This window comes from Marinagarivorans sp. (assembly GCF_982758155.1).
In genome coordinates, this window is sequence record NZ_CEXWTU010000017.1 from 1 (window position 1) to 22,287 (window position 22,287).

Genomic DNA, 22,287 nt, shown 5'->3' on the forward strand with positions numbered 1-22,287 from the left:
GAGGAAGTAGGAGGCAAGTATTATTGGATAAAGTATTTTTTCCTCGGCCCTTAACCCTCTAGCACATAAAAAACACCCAAAACAAAAGTACTGATAACACCGATCCAATAGCAGCCGCCGAGCTAGCCTTAAGCCACTAAAGGAACATCGCGGTTCACCATCACGACTCCCGACTTAAGCGAACGCAGCAGTATCCTTTCATCGCGACTAGACTTATACACTGCGCCAATGCTCGCTTAAGAGGTGCTACAATCCCCAACAATAAAAACAACTCATCATTCAGACTGACAGCTAGGATCTTCATATGATCGTACGACTTTCCCCTCTGGCTGGGGCAATTGCTTGCGCAGCCACCTTAACGCTCACAACCACAGCCAATGCCGCAGACGATGGCAGCCAGCTAAAAGATCGCTTTCGCGTTAACTATGCAGGCTATTTACCCCAAGCCAACAAGACAGCCATCTACCTAAGCGAAAATAAAGGTGCTATTGAATGGCAGCTCGCGGGTACGAACTGTAAGGGAACAGAAGATACCTATATCAGCAATGATTTTGCTTCTGGTGATAGCTTCTACCGTATTGATTTTTCGGCGTGCACCAAAATAGGTACGCAGCTAACCCTGAAAGTCGGCACAGACACATCCGCGCCATTTAGCATCGCAGCCGATCCCTACGGGAAAATAAAGTATGAGTTTTTCGACTACTTTCGTGACCATGAAGGCCGAGCGACCTTCACCCAAGGTAAAAATGACTGGCAAAAAGATCTGAATATTACTTTTTCCTACGTCATTGATGCTGGCGACAATGGCGTTTACCCGGTGAATACAGCAGAAGCGTCCTGGGCGCTGATTAACATGCTCGAGACCTACCCGGAAATTAATGCTTATTACAGCAGTAATATTAAAGGCGGTTATACCGTTTACCAACAGCTAAAAATACTGACGGATCAGTTCTACCATGTATTTGATTATGGCGGAAAACTGGCTATTCCTAAGTTTCACACCAACGTTAACGACAGCTACGCAGCCTGCGCGCCTCATTTCGAGGGCACCTGTGTTGCCGAGCCGGAAACAAAAGCGACTTTTTCGACTGCACGTACTTTGGCCGCTATGGCTAGACTACATAATAAATACGGCACTGCCGAACAAGCGAAAAAAACTTATCAACTCGCGATTAGCGCATTAAAAAATGCACAAACAGAACCGCTCACCTGTCGTCAAGTCGACTCCTTTGGCGGCGAAGGGGGTATGTACCCCGACAACGATAATTACAGTAGCTTTCGCAATCCGGAAACACCACGCGATAACTGTCACCCAGGTAAAGACAATACACAAGACGACGAGTATGCAGCCCTCGTCGAAATCTATTTAGCGGCCGCATTACTCAAGCAAACGAACGACATTAATACATTTAAGTCCGCAGTAACAACACACCCACGCTTTAATGAGGTGTCTTCTTACTGGTGGGGCGCTGTTGCCATGGAAGGGAGTTTATCGCTACTCACAAACGAAGCACTACACGACATTAACCTAACAACACTGAAAACAAAATTATTGCAAAAAGCCGATACCATTGCCTCCCACCAAAAAGTCGGCTACCCCGGCGTAACATGGGATGCGCAATCGAACCAGTGGAATAGTGGCGATCTAGACGAAGTGGACAACAATTTCCGCTGGGGCTCACACCGCATGGCCTTAAATGATGCACGCATTCTAATGGCTGCAGCTGAAACGGCTAAATCACAAAAGGCGAATGAGCGCGCGGCAAACTTTGCCCGTAGCGCCGTTGAAGTGCTTGATCATATTAGCGGCATTAACGCAATGAACCTTGCGATGTATACCGCGCAAGGCTACCCAGAGATCGAAAATGCCGTAATGCGTACACATGATGGCGTGAATAACGACGATAGCTGGCCGGGGAAAATGATCTTAGGCCCGAACAACTGGACCAATGCTAACGATGGCGCCATGCCTAAATTTGGATCGCAGCCTGGTTTGAAAATGTTTGCCGTTACAGGTACAGGTTGGAGTTCGCGTGAAATCTCAATTGACGCTAATGCGTCTTTAGTACCTGTGTCCTATTTCACGACAGAAGTTGCTCCCAAGCTTTTTGCACTCTCCCCGATAAAGAGCACACTACCGGCAAACACAGAGAAAGCTACCGAGCCAAAACCTCAAGAATCAGAAGCTAGCGATAAAAAAGCAGGGGCTTTCAGCCTTAACCAGCTGTGGCTGCTTCTGTCCATTTGCGGCATTAGTGTTTTAAGCCGAAAACTGAAACCCGCCCGCTAACACCTACCAGTTTGCCCGGAGTGACTCTGCACATTAAGCCGTGTATTGGGTTGCTCTAGGTAACCACAGGACAGTGTCGGGGAAACAATATTAATTCACCAATGTCTGATATCGCTATACGGATGCAATGCCTAATAATGGGCTTCCTGCCCCGATACGTAATGCTAAAACCGGCCTCTCTGCAGGCCTCTATCGTCTAAGCCTCTGCCAATGCAGGCTCTTTGCTGGCTCTAAAGGCTTTTTCAAAAAGCCCTTGTACGTAAATATTTCGCACCGCAGTTACCGGAAACGGCCTTGCGGAATCTAACGCAGCTCGCTGCCAATCTTGCGCACGAATAGACTCATTAAACGTAATCCAGTCCGCCAGATCAGATGCCCCCATACCAAAAATAATATCGAATAAAGCTAATTTAGCATCCGAAGGGAAGGCATCAAACCCCTGATACATTTGCGTTAAATCCGCATAATACTGCGTCAATGATTGATTCGTCAGGCGATTAATTTCACTAGCAGGCAGAGTCAACTTTAAATGGCGCTTATAAAACGAAGCTATGCGGTTAGGTGCCAATTCACGCACTGAATTAAAATCCGCTACAATTTCTTCACTCGCAACCTTAAGGCCATTTTTGTTAGTAAAAGACAAACTACAGGCCTCCTCTACCGAAGACAGCACGTGCGCAATCCCAACGCAGACATCACCCTGAGCATTTAAAAATAAATGTTCAACCTTGCCGTTATAGTCTTGTAACTTCTTTCTTAAGATTCTTTCTTCGGTTGGTGTCAACATAATCACGTCAAACTTTACAAATAAACAGCCCGCAAGGGTAACAAAAGCACCGAACGATTAATGCGAAGCCTGCCCAGAAACCACCACAGACAAGAGCAAACTGTGCGCTAATAAACACTGCTTAGGGGCGTGCACTGAATAAGTTGCTGGAATTTGGGTTTTTGGGTGTTTGCTTGACGAGGCGAAAATATGGCGTAATAGCCGGCTATTGCAAATATTTTTAACGACGGCAAGCGTGCACCCGGGAATTCAAAAACGGGAAGTTATTTAATGCACGCCCCTTAACTTCTCATTTAACCTCACCCACTCAGATCAATGAAGCGGCCTTGCATGGCTGCCTAGCTGAATGTCTGAACGCCCCAGCATTTGCAACAGCGCCCGGACACGCTGAGTAAATTCTAACAACAGCGATTTAACAGACATCACTCCATTCGCCTCGACTAAAACCAAAGCCTGCTGAGTGTCTAGCAGGCACTCTTCGACCTCATCTAATAAACCTAGCAGGGTTAATACTCGCACCCGCAATCGAGCTGCTTCAGCCAAACGCTCGGCATACTGGCTGGCACCAGCACCATCCTGAACAAGAGACAAACGCAAGTGCGCTACTTCAAATGCTGTTCCAACAAAAACGCGTGCGGCGATGAAATCTCGAGCAACGAAACTTTGCTCAGCCAATGCAATGGTTTTAAGCCACCAGTTGTAAGCCTCACATGGGTTGGAGCTCACTTTGGATCGGTGTTTTTCACATAAGTATTGATAAGCCATAACCCTCACCTCAACAAAATATTTTTTTAATCAGCTGCTACTGAACATACTGTTAAGTTAGCAATAACCAACACCAAATGCAAACGATTATCACTTGCACTTAGTATTGGTTATTGTATATTAGGCTCTCAGCTGCGAGTAGCTGCCATACTGCGCGCACTGACAACACAGCGCTTCATGCCTGTGTACTCCACGGTTGCTTGCCCCTCATTACTCGCTTTGTATAAGCGCCTAATGCTGGGGCTTTTTTCTACTCACCAATGCCAACTCCCAAAAGCGTTCCACCTTAACTGTTTACCCTGCGTTATTTTTATCGCATGCTGCGCGATTATTTTTCACACCGATATAAAAAACACCCACAAAACATCACCACACCAATACTCCCACGCAGGAAACAGCATGCAACTTTTTGATAGCACCCTAGGCTTTATCAATGGTCTCGTTTGGGGGCCTTATATGATGATATTAATTTTAGGCACCGGCCTCTTTTTAATGATTCGCCTAGGCGCACAACCCTTACGAAAGATTGGCTATGGCTTTAAACAATTAAGCGCCGGCCGAAAAAGCCAAGGGGAAGGAGAGGTCAGCCCATTTCGGGCGCTTATGACATCACTATCCGCAACCATAGGGACGGGTAACATTGTGGGTGTCGCCACTGCGATTGGACTAGGCGGTCCCGGCGCTTTATTTTGGATGTGGTGTACAGCGCTATTAGGCATGGCAACAAAATATGCCGAAGCCGTTTTAGCCGTACATTACCGAGAGGTTAATAAAGAAGGCAAGCATGTTGGCGGCCCCATGTATTACATCAAAAATGGCTTGGGTGCGCGCTGGAAATGGCTAGGGCTAGCTTTCGCTTTTTTTGGCATGCTCGCCGGTTTTGGCATAGGTAACACCGTGCAAGCACACTCGGTTGCCGATGCGTTATCAGGTTCTTTTGCAATTCCCACATGGGTAACCGGTACTGTATTGGCTGTGCTGGTGGGTGCAGTATTACTGGGTGGCATTAAACGAATATCTGGCGTTGCGAGCAAACTGGTCCCCTTAATGGCTATTGGCTATGTCGCATGCGGTCTCTGGGTATTAATAAGCCACTTTAGCAGCTTACCCGCCGCTTTCGCTTTGATTATTGAAAGTGCCTTCACACCGGTTGCTGCGCAAGGTGGCTTTGCGGGCGCCGCCGTTATGGCCGCGATTCGCTTTGGTGTTGCACGAGGCATTTTTTCGAACGAAGCCGGCCTAGGCAGTGCGCCCATTGCCCATGCCGCTGCACAAACTAATAGCCCGGTGAACCAAGGTGTTATTGCTATGCTGGGAACATTTCTGGACACGCTTGTCGTGTGCAGCATCACGGGGTTGGCCATTATCGTCTCTGGTGCCTGGCTGGCCGACGGCGCCAAAGGCGCACAGATGACACAGTTCGCCTTTAACAGCGCACTACCTTTTGGAGACCTTATTATCTCTATCGCCATTGCAATTTTTGCATTCACCACCCTGCTGGGCTGGAGTTACTATGGCGAACGTTGTGCCGAGTTTTTATTCGGCCCCAAAGCGGTCATTCCATTTCGTATATTTTGGGTTGCCGTTGTACCGCTCGGTGCCATTGCGGAGCTATCGAGAATTTGGATATTAGCCGATACGCTTAATGCCCTTATGGCGCTACCTAACCTAATTGCACTGTGCCTACTGAGCCCTATTGTTGTAAAACTCAGTAAAGACTATTTCCAAAAACTTAAAAGCAAGCAGTAACACAAGACAAAAAAAACAGCGCCGTAGCGCTGTTTTTTTATAGGTTTATTGCGGGGATATGATCTTGAATACCTCGCCGCATTTGCGACATAATTAAGCGGTAACACACATACAACACAAGTGAAGAGCCCACAATCCAACCCCCTGCCGTAATCGGGTTAACCAATAACAAGCTTAAATGCCACAAGTTAGACGCCAACCAGTAAGACAGCAACAAACTCCATACCACAGAAAAACCCAACCAAACTTGCCCAGCTTCTTTTTGCATAACACCTATTGTTGCTACGCAAGGTGCGTACAAAAGTATAAATACGAGATAACAGAAAGCGCCCCAAGCCGAGGGGAATAAGCTTTGCATTGCTTTGTAGCTACCGGGCGCTTGGCCAGCAATATCTTCCTGCGCCGAACCAATACCCAGCGGGTCAAGAAATGCCCCCGCCAAACCACCAAGATTATTCCAAACGCTCATCACAGCCGTTAAGCTATCACCCAACACATCGGGCGCAGTAATTACATCACCCTCCTCACTTACAAGCGGTGGGGTATAAAGTGTATCCAGTGTGCCGACCACGACTTCTTTAGCAAACAAACCAGTAAACAAACCGACGGTAGCCGGCCAATTATCTTCACCTACGCCCATAGGAATAAACATCGGCGTCAGCACTTTACCCGTTGCCGATAGCATCGAATTTTCGCTGTCCTGGTTACCCCAACTCCCGTCGGTGCCCCACGAAGAAAAGACATTCAGCAATATCACAACCACTAAAATACGCTTGCCGGCTCGCCAAATAAAAGAGTACAAACGATGCCATGTTTGCGTTAAAACATTACGCACTAGTGGGCGATGATAAGCAGGCATTTCTGCGATATTGGCACCCACCATGCCACCAAATATTCTACGCCGCAGCAACCAAGCAGAGACTATCGCGACCCCGATACCCAATAAATAGAGCGCGAAAATCGCATTTTGCGCTTGGCTAGGGAAAAAAGCAGTTCCTACAAAAACATAGACTGATAAACGCGCACCACAGGACATAAAAGGTGCGATAAATATCGTAGTAAGGCGAGCACTGGCCTGCCCTAACGCACGCGATGCCATCACCGCGGGAACATTACAACCAAAGCCAATAATTAACGGAATAAACGCTTGCCCCGGCAATCCGATTTTGGCCATCAAGCGATCAATAACAAAAGCCGCACGCGATAGGTAACCAGAATCTTCTAAAGCCGACATACACAAATACAAACAACCAATGACGGGAATAAAGGTTCCCACCAGCTGAATGCCGCCACCAACTCCGTCGGCCATAACAGCCTGTAGCCACTGCGGCGCGCCTAACGCCGCCGTTAACCAGCGGGTACCATCAACAAAAATACTACCCAATAAAATATCAAAGAAATCGATAAATACCGCGCCCAAATTCACCGATATAGTGAATAACAGGTACATAGTGGCTAAAAATATGGGCAGCGCATAGACAGGATGTAGCAGCCACTTATCAATTTTTTCGGTGCGACTTTGCTTGCCGGTGCTGCTATAAACTTTTTTGGATAACTCGGCAACATCAAAGTCGATGCGACCGGCAGGGTAAGAGAGCAACAGAGAATCGATTTGCTGCTTTAGATCATCAACACCAACACCCGTAGAACTGACCACACCCGCAACAGGAAGGCCTGTACCTTTTCGTAAAGCGGCTAAATCCACTCGAATGCCTTCAGCCTCGGCGCTATCGAGCATATTCACAATTAAGATAACGGGCTTACCGGTTGCAATAATATCCGGCAATAATGAGAGCTGACGCCCTAATCGAGTTGCATCTAATACCACCATAACCAATTCAGGGTTATGCGACTCAATGTAAGTGTGGGCTACGCGCGCCTCAACACCTTGAATATCATCATGAAGGGAGTAAATACCGGGAAGGTCAACAACCCGAACAGACTCGCCACTGGGCAGGGGTAAGCGCCCATCTTTGCGCTCAACAGTAACGCCAGGCCAATTGCCTGTGCGCTGACGAGTGCCTGTAAGGCGATTGAATAAGGTGGTTTTACCGCAGTTGGGGCTGCCGATCAGGGCTATTTCTTTCACAATAATTACGCAACAGTCATTCGAATTTGAGCGGCCTCATCGGCGCGAATAGCATATAAAGTACCGTCACACTTAATCTGCATCGGGCCTTTACCGCGCGAACGACGCAATACTTGAACGACTGCACCCGGAATTAATCCTAGAGTACTGCATTGGCGCACCAGTGCATTGTTCAGTGTTTCAAGCGCGTTGATCGTGCCAACTTGGCCTTCAAGCAATTGATTTAATGTCATTTTTTACCACCGTATAGCTCTATTTAGGAGTCGTCCTACCGCAAAAAATTATGCCCAGATAACACTCCATGAGTGTGCACTAAAGTAATAGCAGATTCAATTAATAATGATTCGCATTAAGTGTTTTATTTGATACCGCACAAGTTTTCTAGAAACCAATCACAAAACAGCTCAGCTGAAGCAGTCGGTTTAACGCAGGCCAAAAAAAAGCGCCCTAAGGCGCTTTTTTACACTGCAGTGAAGCTTTAAGGGACCAGGTAATAATAGTTTGTCCAATTCGGCTTTCTTATCGAGGCGCATGCCGGGGCCTATATGGATATAGGTCAGTAGGGTAACGCATGGAGCAGTTACCGAGGCATGTAACGCTTTGAGCAACGAAGGTAAGGATGTCGAGATCAAGCATTAGTGGATGAAATATTGTTTCCTCGACCCTAAGACTTAAAGCTTGCTAGCGTTCTCGCTCAAGTAAGCTGCAACGCCTTCTGGCGAGGCTGTCATACCCGCATCGCCTTCAGTCCAACCAGCAGGGCACACTTCGCCGTGATCCTGGTGGAACGCTAACGCGTCAACCATACGCAACATTTCATCAACGTTACGGCCTAATGGAAGGTCGTTAACTACTTGATGGCGAACAGCGCCTTCTTCGTCAATCAAGAAAGAACCACGGAAAGCAACACCACCTTCACTTTCTACATCATAGGCTTTACAGATTGCATGGGTAATATCGGCAACCAAAGTGTACTTAACAGGACCAATGCCGCCATCATTAATAGCGGTATTACGCCATGCGTTATGGCTGAAATGACTATCAATAGAAACACCTATCACTTCTACGCCACGCTTTTGAAAAGCTTCGTATCGCGCGTCAAATGCTAATAACTCAGAAGGACACACAAAGGTGAAGTCCAACGGGTAAAAGAAAATAACCGCTTTTTTTCCTTTAATAGTTTCAGCAAGGTTGAATGCATCAACAATCTCGCCGTTACCTAATACTGCGGGTGCTGTGAAATCCGGTGCTGCTTTACCGACTAATACGCCCATGATGTGTCTCCAATAAAGGGTGAGTGAATACTTATGCGGAATTGCCCGCGATTTAAATCGATAATACCTAAACGCTATAGCGATTAAGCCTTGAAATTTGCTCTAGGCAAAATGCCGTCTCTTTCGACAAATTCAACCCCTACCAACCTATATATAATCAAAGAAAAAGCACAAGGCGTGGATGCCTAGCGTGTAACGCTTTGCCATCTAGGGGGCATACGCTCTAGGGTACATACGTTGCGATCAGGCCTTAGAGAGTGAAATCTTGCAATATCAAGCCTAAAGACTATCAGGCTGGAGCCCTTAATAAGTTGCGGCTATGTTAATCGCCTCAAACCGACAAACCAATAGTTTTTTATATAGGCCCAATAGGCGCATGCATGCAAAGCTAAAGCCCTATCAACCACTTTGGTGAGCGCCGCCGCAAAATCGACAATATTTCATAAATGAGAACTGAATCTAATTGACAACAATTATCATTAGCAATAATATAAGTCTATTATTTGAGCAACCCCTTCAAGAATTGCTCTATATGGATTTTTCTTTCAAATACAAAGAAGGATCTAAAAGCACCAACCATCGGCTATAGGCCGTAAATGTGAGTACGAACTATGTACGTATGTTTGTGTAAAGGTATTACAGATTCCCAGATTCGCAGTGCTGTTCAAGGTGGCGCCCACAATTTGCGCCAAGTGCGAGAGAGCCTCGACATAATGACTCAATGCGGAAAGTGCGCAGGCTTAACCAAAGATTTGATGAATGACATCCTCAATGATATTAACGCTGGTAACTTCTACTCCGCCGCCTGACAACTGAGCGCGACTTTACCTAAGAGTGAGGCCCGTGCTCTAACAAAGACAACTTAATTGCCAGTAATGCATGATCGCAAAAATGGCAAAAAACCTCAAAATCCCCTTCAGAAAAAGCCACCCCAACAGGCTTTGCCGCTCCAATGTAGCCAACGTGCTTGCTCCCTAAGCGCAAAGGAAATACGCAAAAAGCATCACTACCGAACAGGTCATCATATTTGCCCGTAATCAATGGGTTAATCGGTGGCCAGCATATTCGTCCAGCCTTAAGCTCTTTCACTAGACTATCATCCGAATCACCCATTAAAGTTACCAGCCCCTGAGCCAACGCCCGTGAATGCTCGCCCTCGTGGGAGGCAATATGCCAATCATGCTTTTTCGGGTGCGGCATTAGCGCAAAAACATTTTCACAGCCAATCCCCTTATGAACACCAATAACAACCGACCTCAAACAGCGCGCCACATCCACCTTTTGACACAACATATGCGTGAGCTGCCGCAATTGGCGGCTTTGCTTCTGTACTAAAATATCGCGTGCCAGCGCTTGCTGCAGTAAAGGCACGGCATCATCCACAGCTTCACTAGGGCTTTCACTTTCCAAGGGTGGCCAGTAATTACGGTCAATCTCAACCTGCTTAAGCGTTTTGCGAACCTCATCAACACACAACCTAATAGCCGACAAAAGGTCGGCCCTTGGCAAGCGACAAAAACCCAACAAGCGGCGACTAACCCCCTGAAAACCATTGTGCTGCCAACCTTTACGCAACTGCCTCGCTAGACCATAAGCCTCGGTTATACACTGGCTTTCTTCGGTCGGCTTTTTGCCCTCCCTGGGTAACAACCGCAATACAGCATCGAGATGCCATTCTTTAAGCAACTCAAAGGTAAGTTCGTCTAACGTAAAACCCAGTAACTCATGCTCCACAATGGAAGAATCTTCAAAACCCGGTAAATGGCTAGCCATGCGTTCACCAAAGCCGTAAGGGAAGCACCAAAACATCCAATGCCCCAACCTGGCTAACAGCGCCGCGATATAGATATTTTCTTCCTGCTGCAGCCCCCGCAAGCGCGCAAGACTTTGTGCCTGCATTGCGGCGTGAAAGGAGTAAGCCACCTCACGCTGAAAATGAGAGCCAAAATCCATATCAGGGTACGCCTCTAAGCTAGCCGCGGTAATCGCCAAATTGCGAACAGCCTTAACCCCCAGTACAACACAGGCGTAATTCAGCGTATCGATACGCCTCTGGCCTGCGTTGTAGTACACACTATTAGCCAACCGTAATATACGCACCGTCATTGCAGCATCCGGCTGAACGACATCAGCCACAGCATGAGCAGACGCCTCATCACCGGTCATTGCGGCTAAGCGTTTAGTGGTTATTGCGAAGCCCGGGAGGTTTTCCCCATTTAACTCTGCAACCCATTGCTGCAATTCTTGATTCAAATCTAGCCCCTCCATTTCTATTGAGTATTGACGCAAAGCGCCGACATCGCTAGTCAGCACGCCCAGTAATGTCTCAAAATGAAGCAATAAAGCTGTGCTAATCCTTAGCCATCGGCGTTCAACCTGCTATCATTCCCGCCTCTATGAAGGTCGAGGTTCAACATGTTTGATAAAAGCACAATAGCTCAATTGGGTGAGCTAAAAACCGCCATTATTGCCAGTAAAGAATATGGCCAAGGCACTGTAGTCGGGTCCAACGGACGCTTTGGATTTGTAAAGCTCGACGATGGTCGCGATGCATTTTTAAACCCAGAAAAGATGCAACTAGTACTCCCTGGCGATAAAGTTAAAGTACTCCTTACCAAAAACAATAAAGAGCAACTTGAAGCCACTATTGAAAAATTAGAAGAGCAAGCCTTTAAGCGCTTTGTCGGGGAATACAAAATAAAGGGCAACAATCACTTTGTCCTTCCTGACACCAAAAATTTCGGTCGCTGGATTTTTCTGCCACCGCAATTTCGCGCTAAGTGCAAAGATAGTGATGCCGTTTTATGCGAGCTTATTCGTCACCCATTTAATGAAGACGGTAAAGCCGCCGCTAAGATCATTGCTAACATTGGCCAAGAGTCCGATCCCTACTTCGAACATAAACTGATTGTTGCTAAGTACGGTTTATTTCGCTATTGGCCCAAGGATGCGAGCGAACAAGCCGCGGCCTGTAAAAAAATGGCCATTGAAAGTGACGATCGAAAAGACTTCACCCACTTGCCCCTTGTCACTATCGATTCCTACTCTACACGTGATATGGACGACGCCGTCTACGCTGCCAAAACAGATTCCGGCTGGGACGTCACTGTTGCCATTGCCGATCCCGGTAGCTTTATCGCCCCCTCTAGCGCCATAGCCAAAGGTGCGCGCGACTTCGGCCAAACCGTTTATTTACCGGGCGAAGTACTCCCCATGCTTCCCGACAACCTCGCCACAGAAGCCTTTTCGTTACTCGAAAACGAGCCTCGCCCAGCACTTATATGCCAAGCTAAAGTTGCCAGCACCGGCGAAATCGAAAGCTTCACTTTTGAAAAAGGCATTATTCGCTCACGCAGTAAATGTAATTATCCCGCTGTTAACGAGTACATCACCGAAGGCACGACCTTTACTGATGATGCCGAAATTAATAATACAATCACCACGCTAGCCGAGTTTGCCCGCGTACGCTTAGCTTACCGCGAAGCGAATAATCTCGTTCACGAAGATCAACCCGACTTTGACCTGTACCTCGACAACAAAGGTAAAGTGGATAACATTGTTAAGCGCGAGCGCACCCTAGCTCACAAGTTAGTCGAAGAAGCGATGCTGGTCATCAACCTTTGTGCCGGCGAATTACTGGCTAGCCATAATGCTGGTATTCACACTCGCCACGATGGTTTACGCCAAGATCGCTTGGGTGAAATTAAAGCATTACTAAAAGCAGAGCTAAGCCCTGAAGAATTTGAATCCGTTGCCGAAACACTCGCCACGGCCGAAGGCTTTAAAGCCCTTGTGAAAATGCTGCGCGCACACCCTACAAAAAGCCATATCATCTCGCCACTTAAGCGCATGAGTGCCAATAGCCACCTAAGTATTGAAGCAAAGCCGCACAGCAACCAAGGCTACGCACATTACGCAACCGTTAGCTCGCCGCTACGCCGCTACGCCGATTTATCCAATCACTGGACCATCGCCCAAATACTGGCCGGTAAAAAAGTACAATCAGCAAACGATAAAGCCGTAACCCGCCTAAACGAAACATTAGATAATGGCCGTAAAGCTGTACGTGAAACCGAGCAATGGCTAAAGTCACAATACGTACAAACGCGTCTCGGTGAAAAAGCCCAAGGCCACATTCGCATTGTTACCCAGCAAGGCTTTGGCGTAAAACTGGACGACTCTGGTATAGAAGGGTTTGTACAGATTCCTAAAAGTGTAAAGAAAGCCTTTGACGCTAAGCGCATGACACTGACAGTAGGCGAAACTGTCTATATGCTCGATACCCCCGTTGAAATCACCATTGCTGAAGGCTTACCGGAAAAGCGCCGCGTTCGCTTTGAAGTTGACGCCATTAACGAAGCCATTACAGCGGCAAAAGCTACGAGTTAATCTTACTCATCACGACTTAACGCAAAAAGGGGCTGCATTATTTCAGCCCCTTTTTTATGTTAAAAAATTTATTCGGTCCACCACTGCACACTGAGTTCACGGGATTGTGCTGTTTCGATCGTAATATAACGGGCTTCACCCGTAAAAACTTGCGACACCACACTCCACCAGTCAGTTAGCGCAACAGCATCACCATTTTCATCAATCACGGTAACGCCACTCAATGGACTGCCATCCGTTGTAGTAATACCAAACTTTAATGACGAAGGCGTCCAGCCAACTGCATTCCAATCTGAGGCGCTAATGGTCAACGAGCCATCAACCGTCACCTGTGTTGAAGAATGCTCTGGGCCCGCATTAACAGAATCAACCGGATTCTCCCCATCATCACTGGGCGATGCCAGTAAAATTGCAGGGCTATTCGGAAATAAGCCTTCGCGCCAGACAAGAAATCCCCCGTCGGCTTTAAGACCAATCGGGTTTTCACCAACATGAACCACAACAGTCTCATTATTTACATTTTCGACAATACGCGAGGCGACGCCACCCTCGCCCTCCGTCCAAATCACTTTACCTAAATCAAATTGCGCGCGCCCGCTTGCCATAGAATCCGTTAACTTTTGCGTTTCTCCGTTGCGCATTACCCACAACTCAGAATTCGTCGCCGTGGAGTCTGTAATAACCTCCCAGCTAATAATACCGTCTTTGATTTGGGTGTCGGTTTTAGGTAAGCCATCAATATCAAAGGTTAGCTGCGCGGTTACACCACCCACCATTCTAAATACCTGCTGATTCCCTAGCGCATCCAGACTTATCCACACAACTACGCCGTTTTCAATATCAGGCAGAGAAGCATTCACACCAACTGATGACAACTGATTAACGCTATCACCATCCCAGTAAAAAATGCTATTTACACCATCAGCAAATGCCTGAAAAACAATTTCGCCTTGATCCAACTGAAGAAATACACTATTTGATGTTGCCGGAAAAAAATCACCGCCCGACGTCACTTGTTGTACCTGCGAGCCATCATAAAAAAATAACTCAAATGCACCGGCTATGCGCTCAAACCACGCCGCCTGACCCGCATCGTAGGTGAAGCTAGCTTTCTCCCTACCCGTTTGAGTTATCGCCGTTAACGCCCCACCTTGATACATCATCAACTCAGCAGGGTTAGAACGAAAAGCCTCTGTCCAGAATAGAGTGCCATTGGAAATACCGGTGGCACTTTTACTATTGTCGTCATTACTGAGCTGTGACGTCGCCTGTCCATCAAAAAAATTAACCTCCCAGGTATCAGTAAAGTCAGCCCAAACAACTTTACCAGCCTCTAAATCAAAGCTACCAAAACCAATGTATTCGGGATCTATTGTCTGTATTTCATAAGCCGCGACTGCGGGTATAGCGATAGCTAAGCTGCTCGCCACAAAGCCAGCCTTAAAAAAGTGCATCATTCGCATAACGTCGATACTCCTAATATTGTCAGAAAAATTGCCAATTTAAACAGGCGCACGAAGAGGTCAACAAACAACCACCTTGAGCACTTGTTGAACGCGTACAGTAATACACCCCCCAACCTCAGTAAACGCAATTCAAAGCCGCTGTCCTTAAACCAAGAGGCCGATCTAAAAGCCACCGAACAAGAAAGCGTTAATGAAATTTCGAGACGCACATCACAGTAAAATACATCACAGCATTAGATAACACGAGAAATTAATTTCCCTGCAACATTCACGCAAACCTAATCAGTGATATTGCATATTTGAGGCGAAAAAAAACCCGCGACTAGCGCGGGCTTTCATAAAACATAAAATACAACAAAGAAATTATTCGCCGGCCTCTTCAGCTGGCGCTTCTTCTTTAGGCTCTGGCGCTGGGAGAGTCTCTTTAATCGATAGCTTAATACGGCCACGATTATCAACATCCAAACACTTCACCTTAACCATTTGACCTTCTTCGAGGTAGTCCGCTACAGCATTCACGCGCTCATGAGCGATTTGTGAAATATGCACAAGACCATCTTTACCCGGCAAGAAGTTAATAAATGCGCCGAAATCGACAATACGTACAACCTTACCTTCGTAAGTTGCACCGATTTCTGCTTCAGCCGTAATCGCTTCAATACGCTCGATTGCAGCTTTCAAACCTTCGCCATCAGAAGCGTAGATTTTTACAGTGCCGTCGTCGTTGATATCAATGCTAGCGCCAGTTTCTTCGGTTAGAGCACGGATCGTTGCGCCACCCTTACCAATAATGTCGCGAATCTTGTCAGAATCAACTTTCATGGTGTGATACTGAGGAGCAGAATCAGCAAGATCTTTACGTGGTGCAGCAATAATCTTGTTCATCTCAGCAAGAATATGTAAACGCGCGCTTAATGCTTGCTCAAGCGCGATATCCATAATTTCTTCAGTGATACCTTCGATTTTGATATCCATCTGCAATGCAGTAATACCATCCGCCGTACCAGCTACTTTAAAGTCCATATCACCCAAGTGATCCTCATCACCCAAGATATCGGTTAAAACAGCGAATTTCTCGCCCTCTTTAACCAAGCCCATTGCGATACCCGCAACTGGCGCTTTAAGCGGTACACCGGCATCCATCAACGCCAAGCTAGCGCCACAAACAGAAGCCATTGAGCTAGAACCGTTAGACTCAGTAATTTCACTGACTACACGAATGGTGTAAGGGAAATCATCGGCTTTAGGTAACATGGCAGCAACACCACGACGCGCCAAACGGCCATGACCGATTTCACGACGACCTGTAGCACCCATACGACCACACTCACCCACAGAGTAAGGAGGGAAGTTATAGTGCAACATGAAGTTATCTTTGCGCTCACCTTCGAGGGCATCAATGGTCTGTGCATCACGAGCAGAACCCAAAGTAGCAACAACCAAAGCCTGAGTTTCACCGCGTGTAAACAACGAAGAACCGTGCGCTTTAGGTAATACGCCAACTTCAACTTGAAGACCGCGAACAGTTTTGTTATCGCGACCATCGATACGAGGCTTGCCTTCAACAACAGCAGTACGTACGGTGTGCTTTTCTAATTTAGCAAACAACCCACTCACATCGTCGGCTGCAATACCGCTACCTTCCAATGCCAATTCTTCAATAGCTTGTTGGCGTAACTCACCTAAACGATCATAACGCTTAGCTTTGTCGGTAATCTGATATGCCGTTGCAATTGAGTCAGCAAAAGTTTCTTTAACTTTACCGTAAAGAGCAGCATCTACTTCTTCTGCGGCCCATTCCCAGCGTGCCTTGCCAGCATCTTTAACAAGCTCACTAACAGCTGTAACAACCGCTTGAAGCTCTTGGTGCGCATACAACACTGCGCCCAACATAATATCTTCTGGCAATTCGTTAGCTTCAGACTCAACCATTAAAACGGCGTCTTGAGTACCAGCAACAACCATGTCTAACTCAGACTCGGCCAATGCTGAATAACTAGGGTTTAACGAGTAACCGCCAGCTTGGGTATAACCAACACGTGCAGCACCAATCGGACCATTAAATGGAATACCCGAAATAGACAATGCGGCTGATACACCAATCATTGCACAAATGTCTGGATCAACATTTTTCTCTGCCGAAATTACCGTACAAATCACCTGAACTTCGTTGAGATAGCCCTTAGGGAATAGTGGACGAATTGGGCGATCGATAAGTCGAGAGGTGAGTGTCTCTTTCTCGCTTGGACGTGCTTCACGCTTGAAGAAGCCACCAGGAATCTTTCCTGCTGCGTAAGCTTTTTCTTGGTAATGCACAGATAGCGGGAAGAAGTCTTGACCCGGCTTTACAGATTTTTTTCCAACAACAGTACATAAAACGCGGGTTTCACCCACGCTAGCTAATACAGCACCATTGGCTTGACGAGCAATGCGGCCAGTTTCGAGCGTGACCGTGCTATCACCATATTGAAATTGTTTAATTACAGGATTCACTTTTTTTATCCTTTATAGGCTTTTCAGGCTTACTTAATATTGACTTACTTTACACTACTTACGTACGCCGGTTTCAACGCAGATTTACGACCACAGACTACACTGCACGTCATTACCAAAACCGGAAACTAGCCGATTGTTAACCACATTTTCACACCAGCTTGTTTAGCCGTACTTAAACCTAAACAGTGTGTAGCAGTATCACCAAAATCGACTTTTACAAAACATTTTAGGAGCTACTTTTAGCGATAAAACCGTACAGCCAAAAGCACAAAAAAGTGCCCGCATTTGCGGGCACTTTTTACATTAGCTAACTTAGCGACGTAGACCCAATTTCTGGATAAGTGCTGTGTAGCGACTGCCGTCTTTTGATTTCAAGTAATCCAACAACTTACGACGTTGGTTTACCATGCGAATCAAACCGCGACGTGAATGGTGATCTTGCTTATTATCAGCAAAATGACCTTGCAGCTTGTTAATGTTCGCTGTTAACAAAGCAACTTGAACTTCAGGTGAACCAGTATCGCCTTCACCTTGTTGATTGTCTTGAACGATTGCAGCTTTTTCTTGTGGGCTTAGAGCCATGGAGATTTCCTCTTAATTTAATGTTGAATATGCACCCGATGATCAAGCCAACAAAAATGCCGAACAAGAAAACGGGAAATACGCGGCCTAACCGTGCATATCGACAGTTAGGTCGGTTTGTGGTGCCAGAAGCAACCACAAATTCTTTACGCTAAGACCAAAAATCATCTTAGTCTGCACTGATAGCCCTAGAGCGTAGCTTAATATACCACCAAGCGCTTCGGGGCCAGAAAACCATTATCGGCGACTTCAGCAACGCCTAAAAATTGGCCACTTTCACTGCGAACGCGCACTTTATCACCTTGCTGCGCGACTTGATAGACCCCCTCAGACTCGACCGCCCGCCCAACCGCAAACGCCTGTACAGCTAGCGCATCGATCGTAATTTCGGGAATGTCGTCAATAGTCGCATCAATGGGCTTTAATAAATCATCAAGCGCAGAAGGCTCGGCATCGCCGCGATGACTTTGAAGCTCCTCAAGGGTCATCATGTCTTGCTCTAAAAACGGGCCAGCTTGTGTACGGTGTAATACCGAGACATGCCCACCAACACCGAGTAATTCACCAACGTCATTCGCCAAACTACGAATATAGGTGCCTTTACTGCAGCGTACATGCACATCCACCTCAACAACCTCACCAAGACGAACCACCAAAACATCGAAAGCATATATAGTAATCGCACGAGCCTTACGCTCGACTTCGATACCTTCTCTTGCGAGTTTATATAACGGCTGCCCCTGATACTTAAGCGCAGAGACCATTGGCGGGACCTGCTCAATAGGGCCGACAAATTGCGCTACGGCATCACGGACCTGCGCCTCAGTAATCGCGCTAGCATCTCGAACTTCCAGCACATCACCTTCGGAATCAAGCGTGGAGGTATTAATACCCAAGCGGAATGTACTACTGTAGGCCTTATCGGCATCAAGGAGGTGTTGTGAAAACTTGGTAGCTTCACCAAAACATAAAGGCAAAACGCCGGTCGCCAGAGGATCTAACGCCCCGGTGTGGCCGGCTCGGTTTGCATCAAAGAGGAAGCGCGCGCGTTGCAGGGCTTGGTTAGAGGTTAAACCTTGCGGCTTATACAATACCAACACACCATGAACGGCACGACCATTTTTACGACGGCGCCCCAAGCTTATTGCCCACTGTCATCGGGGGCATCATCAGCATGCTTAGCTTTATCAGCGGCAACAGCTTTGTCGATCAAACCACTTAAAACGCCACCACGATGCGCGGTAAAGTCGTAATAGAAAATTAATTTAGGCGTAGAGCGCATCGTTAATTCTTTACTAATTAAAGTGCGTAAAAAACCCGCCGCTTTATTCAAGATAACAACGGCTTGCTCACAACCTTCTTTTTCTGCGCCAACAACAGTGACGTAGATTTTTGCAATCGATAAATCGCGCGCAACGTCAACGCTATTAACGTTGACCATACCCACGCGCGGGTCACGAATTTCAGCGGGGATCATCTGAGCAAGCAGACGCTGTACAGCATCTGCTACGCGATCAGATCGAGTAAATTCTCGAGCCATAAATTAGATTTGGCGGGCGCGCTTAAAGCTCGCGCGCCACCTCCTTCACATCAAAGACTTCGATTTGATCACCCACTTTCACGTCATAATTTTTCACGCCGATACCACACTCAGTACCGTTGCGAACGTCATTAACGTCATCTTTAAAGCGGCGAAGCGACTCGAGTTCACCTTCAAATATCACCACGTTGTCACGCAATACGCGAATAGGCTTGTTACGGTGAACAGTACCTTCCGTCACCATACAACCTGCAACTTGGCCAAACTTAGGCGAACGGAACACTTCACGCACATCGGCAATACCGATAATCTCTTCAACACGCTCTGGCGACAACATACCGCTAAGTGCCGACTTAACTTCATCAATCAATTGATAGATGATGCTGTAGTAACGCAATTCAATCGATTCACGCTCTGCAACTTTACGCGCACTGGCATCCGCACGAACGTTAAAACCAACAACAATCGCACCTGACGTTAACGCCAAGTTGATATCATTCTCAGTAATACCGCCTACGCCGTCACCCACGATATTCACTTCAACTTCACCATTACCCATTTCGAGTAATGCTGCAGAAATGGCTTCCAGTGAACCGCGAACATCCGCTTTCAGAACAACCGGCAAGATTTTCTTCTCGCCATTTTCGCCCATATTGGCGAACATATTTTCCAGCTTAGCTGCCTGCTGGCGAGATAAGCGCTCTTGACGCTCCTTCTCGGTACGGAACTCAGCTACCTCACGTGCTTTACGCTCGTCAGGTACAACACCAAATTCGTCACCCGCTTGCGGCGCACTGGCCAAACCGAGAATCTCTACCGGTGTTGACGGCCCAGCTTCTTTAACGCTTTGCCCACGCTCATTGCTCATGGCACGAACGCGACCAAAGCTTTGGCCTGCAAGTAGTATATCGCCACTGACTAAGGTACCGCTTTGAACAAGTAACGTAGCAATAACACCACGACCTTTGTCCATGCGTGACTCAATAACAACACCACGTGCGGGGACACCCACCTCAGCTTTAAGCTCAAGCATTTCAGCCTGAAGCGCAACGGCTTCTAACAACTGCTCAATACCGAGGCCTGTGTGTGCAGACACTTGAACAAACTGCGTATCGCCGCCCCAATCATCTGGAACTACGCCCTTAGCAACCAATTCATTTTTAACACGATCTGGGTCAGCCGACTCTTTATCGCATTTGTTGATTGCAACAACGATTGGCACACCAGCCGCTTTTGCGTGCTGAATAGCTTCTTCGGTTTGCGGCATAACACCATCATCAGCCGCAACAACAAGAATCACAACATCAGTACACTGGGCTCCACGAGCACGCATTGCCGTAAAGGCGGCGTGTCCAGGAGTATCCAGGAAGGCTAGCTCGCCGTGGCTGGTAGATACACGATAAGCACCAATGTGCTGCGTAATACCGCCAGCCTCACCAGAGGCAACCTTCGCTTTACGAATGTAATCAAGAAGCGACGTTTTACCGTGATCAACATGGCCCATAACAGTAACGATAGCCGAGCGAGATATTTCTTCACCCGTAGTCGCTTGCATAATTTCAGTTTGGAAAGCTTCTTCTACAGCATCCGAACTGACCAATACGGGGTTATGTCCCATTTCCTCAACGATCAACTGGGCAACTTCTTGCTCAATCGTCTGATTAACTGTCGCCATTACACCCATTTTCATCAGGTGCTTAACAATTTCGCCACCTTTGACGCTCATGCGCTGAGCGAGCTCAGACACCTGAATGTTTTCAGGGATTTTCACATCATGCAAAACTTTGCCTGCGGGCTTTTGGAAGCCATGTTTATTTGCAATTTTGATGGTCTTACGCTCATTGCGCTTTTTACCACCACGCGATCGCTTAACGCCGCGATTCTCATCAACTTCATCAAGATAGCTCAGTACCGCAGAGCCCTTTTTAGGCGCGGGAACATCGGTTTTCTTGATTGCTTTGCCGGCTTTTTTGTTGTGCTTTTTAGGATCTTCATCAGCTTCAGCAGGCTCTTCAGCCTTAACTTTCTTCTTGCCGTGCTTATGCTTCTCAGCTTCAACCTTTGCAGCCAACTCTTCAGCTGTCGCGACCCGCGGTGCCTCATCAGGCTTTTTAACCGTTTTTACTTTCTTCAGCTTATCTGCTGCTTTTTGACGCTCAGCTTCGGCTTTGTCGCGCTTGCGCTCGATTTCTAAGCGCTCTTCTTCAGCTTGAGCCTTACGGCGCGCCAAAGCACGCTGACGTAGAATTTCCGCATCATCAACAAAGCTAGTTCGAATTAGTGCAGGTTTTTTCGGTACGGGCTTTTTCTCTTCCACTACCGCTTCAGCCTCAACTACAGGCTCTGCAACTGGCAATTCTTTAGGCTCCTCAGCAACAGGTTCGGCAACAACTTCTGGTTCAGGCTCAACTTCGGGTGCTTCTTCAACAACCGGAGTCTCCTCTACCACTACAGGAGTCTCAACTACCTCTGCTGCAATTTCTATTTCTGGTGCTTCAACTGGAGCTTCCTCAACAGTTTCAACAGCATCCGCTTCTGCAGCCACTTCATCACGTTTAACGTAAGTACGCTTTTTACGCACCTCTACATTAACCGTTTTGCGACTAGAACCACTACCCGTCTTAATAGTGCTGGTTGTTTTACGCTTAAGCGTAATTTTTTTAGGAGCTTCTGCCGTTTCACCACCATGCACGGTTTTCAAAAAACCGAGCAATCGTTGTTTTTCGTCATCAGATACCACATCGTCGGCCGACGATTGAGACAAACCTGCCTGCCCCATTTGCGTTAACAAACGCTCGACGGAGGTGCCGACGGACTTGGCGAGCTCGCTTACGATTACTTCTGCCATTTTAATTCCTCT

At 47.1% G+C, this 22,287-nt stretch carries 16 protein-coding genes; 4 read left to right on the plus strand and 12 right to left on the minus strand.

The genetic code is table 11. The features are described 5' to 3' along the window. The first annotated feature begins 304 nt into the window (after positions 1-304). The gene (locus AC3A8L_RS03740) at positions 305-2,290 is read left to right on the plus strand and encodes a cellulase N-terminal Ig-like domain-containing protein (protein ID WP_487960890.1); all 1,986 of its coding nucleotides are present in this window, start codon (positions 305-307) and stop codon (positions 2,288-2,290) included. A gap of 196 nt (positions 2,291-2,486) precedes the next feature. Here AC3A8L_RS03740 and AC3A8L_RS03745 read toward each other — a convergent pair whose 3' ends face one another. Together AC3A8L_RS03745 and AC3A8L_RS03750 are read right to left on the minus strand one after the other, a co-directional pair. After that, positions 2,487-3,077 (minus strand): hypothetical protein, encoded by a 591-nt coding sequence (locus AC3A8L_RS03745; RefSeq protein WP_487960891.1) that lies wholly within the window; start codon positions 3,075-3,077, stop codon positions 2,487-2,489. Between the two features lie 312 nt (positions 3,078-3,389). Further along, the gene (locus AC3A8L_RS03750) at positions 3,390-3,842 is read right to left on the minus strand and encodes a hypothetical protein (protein ID WP_487960892.1); all 453 of its coding nucleotides are present in this window, start codon (positions 3,840-3,842) and stop codon (positions 3,390-3,392) included. Positions 3,843-4,241: 399 nt separating this feature from the next. Between AC3A8L_RS03750 and AC3A8L_RS03755 the strand changes: the two genes are divergently transcribed. Further along, on the plus strand, positions 4,242-5,591 hold the full coding sequence (locus AC3A8L_RS03755) for an alanine/glycine:cation symporter family protein (RefSeq protein ID WP_487960893.1): 1,350 nt from the start codon (positions 4,242-4,244) through the stop codon (positions 5,589-5,591). Positions 5,592-5,628: 37 nt separating this feature from the next. Here AC3A8L_RS03755 and feoB read toward each other — a convergent pair whose 3' ends face one another. From feoB to AC3A8L_RS03770, 3 genes are all read right to left on the minus strand, one after another. Then, positions 5,629-7,680 carry a ferrous iron transport protein B gene (gene feoB / locus AC3A8L_RS03760; protein WP_487960894.1) on the minus strand — a complete coding sequence of 684 codons (2,052 nt, stop codon included), beginning with the start codon at positions 7,678-7,680 and terminating at the stop codon, positions 5,629-5,631. Positions 7,681-7,685: 5 nt separating this feature from the next. Next, positions 7,686-7,913: a FeoA family protein gene (locus AC3A8L_RS03765; RefSeq protein WP_487960895.1), complete on the minus strand. Its 228-nt coding sequence runs from the start codon at positions 7,911-7,913 to the stop codon at positions 7,686-7,688. A gap of 438 nt (positions 7,914-8,351) precedes the next feature. After that, complete coding sequence (locus tag AC3A8L_RS03770; RefSeq protein WP_487960896.1) at positions 8,352-8,954, minus strand: peroxiredoxin; 603 nt, start codon at positions 8,952-8,954, stop codon at positions 8,352-8,354. A 611-nt stretch (positions 8,955-9,565) separates the two neighbouring features. Between AC3A8L_RS03770 and AC3A8L_RS03775 the strand changes: the two genes are divergently transcribed. Beyond that, the gene (locus AC3A8L_RS03775; RefSeq protein WP_487960897.1) at positions 9,566-9,763 is read left to right on the plus strand and encodes a bacterioferritin-associated ferredoxin; all 198 of its coding nucleotides are present in this window, start codon (positions 9,566-9,568) and stop codon (positions 9,761-9,763) included. 19 nt (positions 9,764-9,782) lie between these two features. Here the strand turns inward: AC3A8L_RS03775 and AC3A8L_RS03780 are convergent, their stop codons facing one another. Then, a complete protein-coding gene (locus AC3A8L_RS03780) occupies positions 9,783-11,294 on the minus strand; it encodes an HDOD domain-containing protein (protein ID WP_487960898.1) in 1,512 nt (503 codons plus the stop codon). 75 nt (positions 11,295-11,369) lie between these two features. On the opposite strand from AC3A8L_RS03780, the gene AC3A8L_RS03785 reads away from it, so the two are divergent. Next, positions 11,370-13,343, plus strand: a complete 1,974-nt coding sequence (locus AC3A8L_RS03785; protein WP_487960899.1) for a VacB/RNase II family 3'-5' exoribonuclease — start codon at positions 11,370-11,372, stop codon at positions 13,341-13,343. A gap of 68 nt (positions 13,344-13,411) precedes the next feature. On the opposite strand, the gene AC3A8L_RS03790 is transcribed toward AC3A8L_RS03785, so the two are convergent. From AC3A8L_RS03790 to infB, 6 genes are all read right to left on the minus strand, one after another. Further along, a complete protein-coding gene (locus AC3A8L_RS03790) occupies positions 13,412-14,806 on the minus strand; it encodes a hypothetical protein (protein WP_487960900.1) in 1,395 nt (464 codons plus the stop codon). Positions 14,807-15,172: 366 nt separating this feature from the next. After that, positions 15,173-17,302: a polyribonucleotide nucleotidyltransferase gene (gene pnp / locus AC3A8L_RS03795; protein ID WP_487960901.1), complete on the minus strand. Its 2,130-nt coding sequence runs from the start codon at positions 17,300-17,302 to the stop codon at positions 15,173-15,175. Positions 17,303-17,617: 315 nt separating this feature from the next. Further along, entirely contained in the window at positions 17,618-17,887 is a 270-nt protein-coding gene (gene rpsO / locus AC3A8L_RS03800) for a 30S ribosomal protein S15 (RefSeq protein ID WP_487960902.1), read from the minus strand. A 200-nt stretch (positions 17,888-18,087) separates the two neighbouring features. After that, positions 18,088-19,026, minus strand: coding sequence for a tRNA pseudouridine(55) synthase TruB (gene truB / locus AC3A8L_RS03805; protein WP_487960903.1), 939 nt, complete (start codon positions 19,024-19,026; stop codon positions 18,088-18,090). A 2-nt stretch (positions 19,027-19,028) separates the two neighbouring features. Continuing rightward, positions 19,029-19,427 carry a 30S ribosome-binding factor RbfA gene (rbfA, locus tag AC3A8L_RS03810; protein ID WP_487960904.1) on the minus strand — a complete coding sequence of 133 codons (399 nt, stop codon included), beginning with the start codon at positions 19,425-19,427 and terminating at the stop codon, positions 19,029-19,031. A gap of 22 nt (positions 19,428-19,449) precedes the next feature. Further along, a complete protein-coding gene (infB, locus tag AC3A8L_RS03815; protein ID WP_487960905.1) occupies positions 19,450-22,275 on the minus strand; it encodes a translation initiation factor IF-2 in 2,826 nt (941 codons plus the stop codon). Positions 22,276-22,287 lie beyond the last annotated feature (12 nt).

Coding starts and splice junctions, on each gene's coding strand:
- infB (WP_487960905.1), bottom strand. CDS start 22,275: ATGGCAGAAGTAATCGTAAGCGAGCTCGCCAAGTCCGTCGGCACCTCC.
- rpsO (WP_487960902.1), bottom strand. CDS start 17,887: ATGGCTCTAAGCCCACAAGAAAAAGCTGCAATCGTTCAAGACAATCAA.
- AC3A8L_RS03765 (WP_487960895.1), bottom strand. CDS start 7,913: ATGACATTAAATCAATTGCTTGAAGGCCAAGTTGGCACGATCAACGCG.
- AC3A8L_RS03740 (WP_487960890.1), top strand. CDS start 305: ATGATCGTACGACTTTCCCCTCTGGCTGGGGCAATTGCTTGCGCAGCC.
- AC3A8L_RS03790 (WP_487960900.1), bottom strand. CDS start 14,806: ATGCGAATGATGCACTTTTTTAAGGCTGGCTTTGTGGCGAGCAGCTTA.
- AC3A8L_RS03745 (WP_487960891.1), bottom strand. CDS start 3,077: ATGTTGACACCAACCGAAGAAAGAATCTTAAGAAAGAAGTTACAAGAC.
- AC3A8L_RS03755 (WP_487960893.1), top strand. CDS start 4,242: ATGCAACTTTTTGATAGCACCCTAGGCTTTATCAATGGTCTCGTTTGG.
- AC3A8L_RS03775 (WP_487960897.1), top strand. CDS start 9,566: ATGTACGTATGTTTGTGTAAAGGTATTACAGATTCCCAGATTCGCAGT.
- AC3A8L_RS03785 (WP_487960899.1), top strand. CDS start 11,370: ATGTTTGATAAAAGCACAATAGCTCAATTGGGTGAGCTAAAAACCGCC.
- AC3A8L_RS03750 (WP_487960892.1), bottom strand. CDS start 3,842: ATGGCTTATCAATACTTATGTGAAAAACACCGATCCAAAGTGAGCTCC.
- AC3A8L_RS03770 (WP_487960896.1), bottom strand. CDS start 8,954: ATGGGCGTATTAGTCGGTAAAGCAGCACCGGATTTCACAGCACCCGCA.
- rbfA (WP_487960904.1), bottom strand. CDS start 19,427: ATGGCTCGAGAATTTACTCGATCTGATCGCGTAGCAGATGCTGTACAG.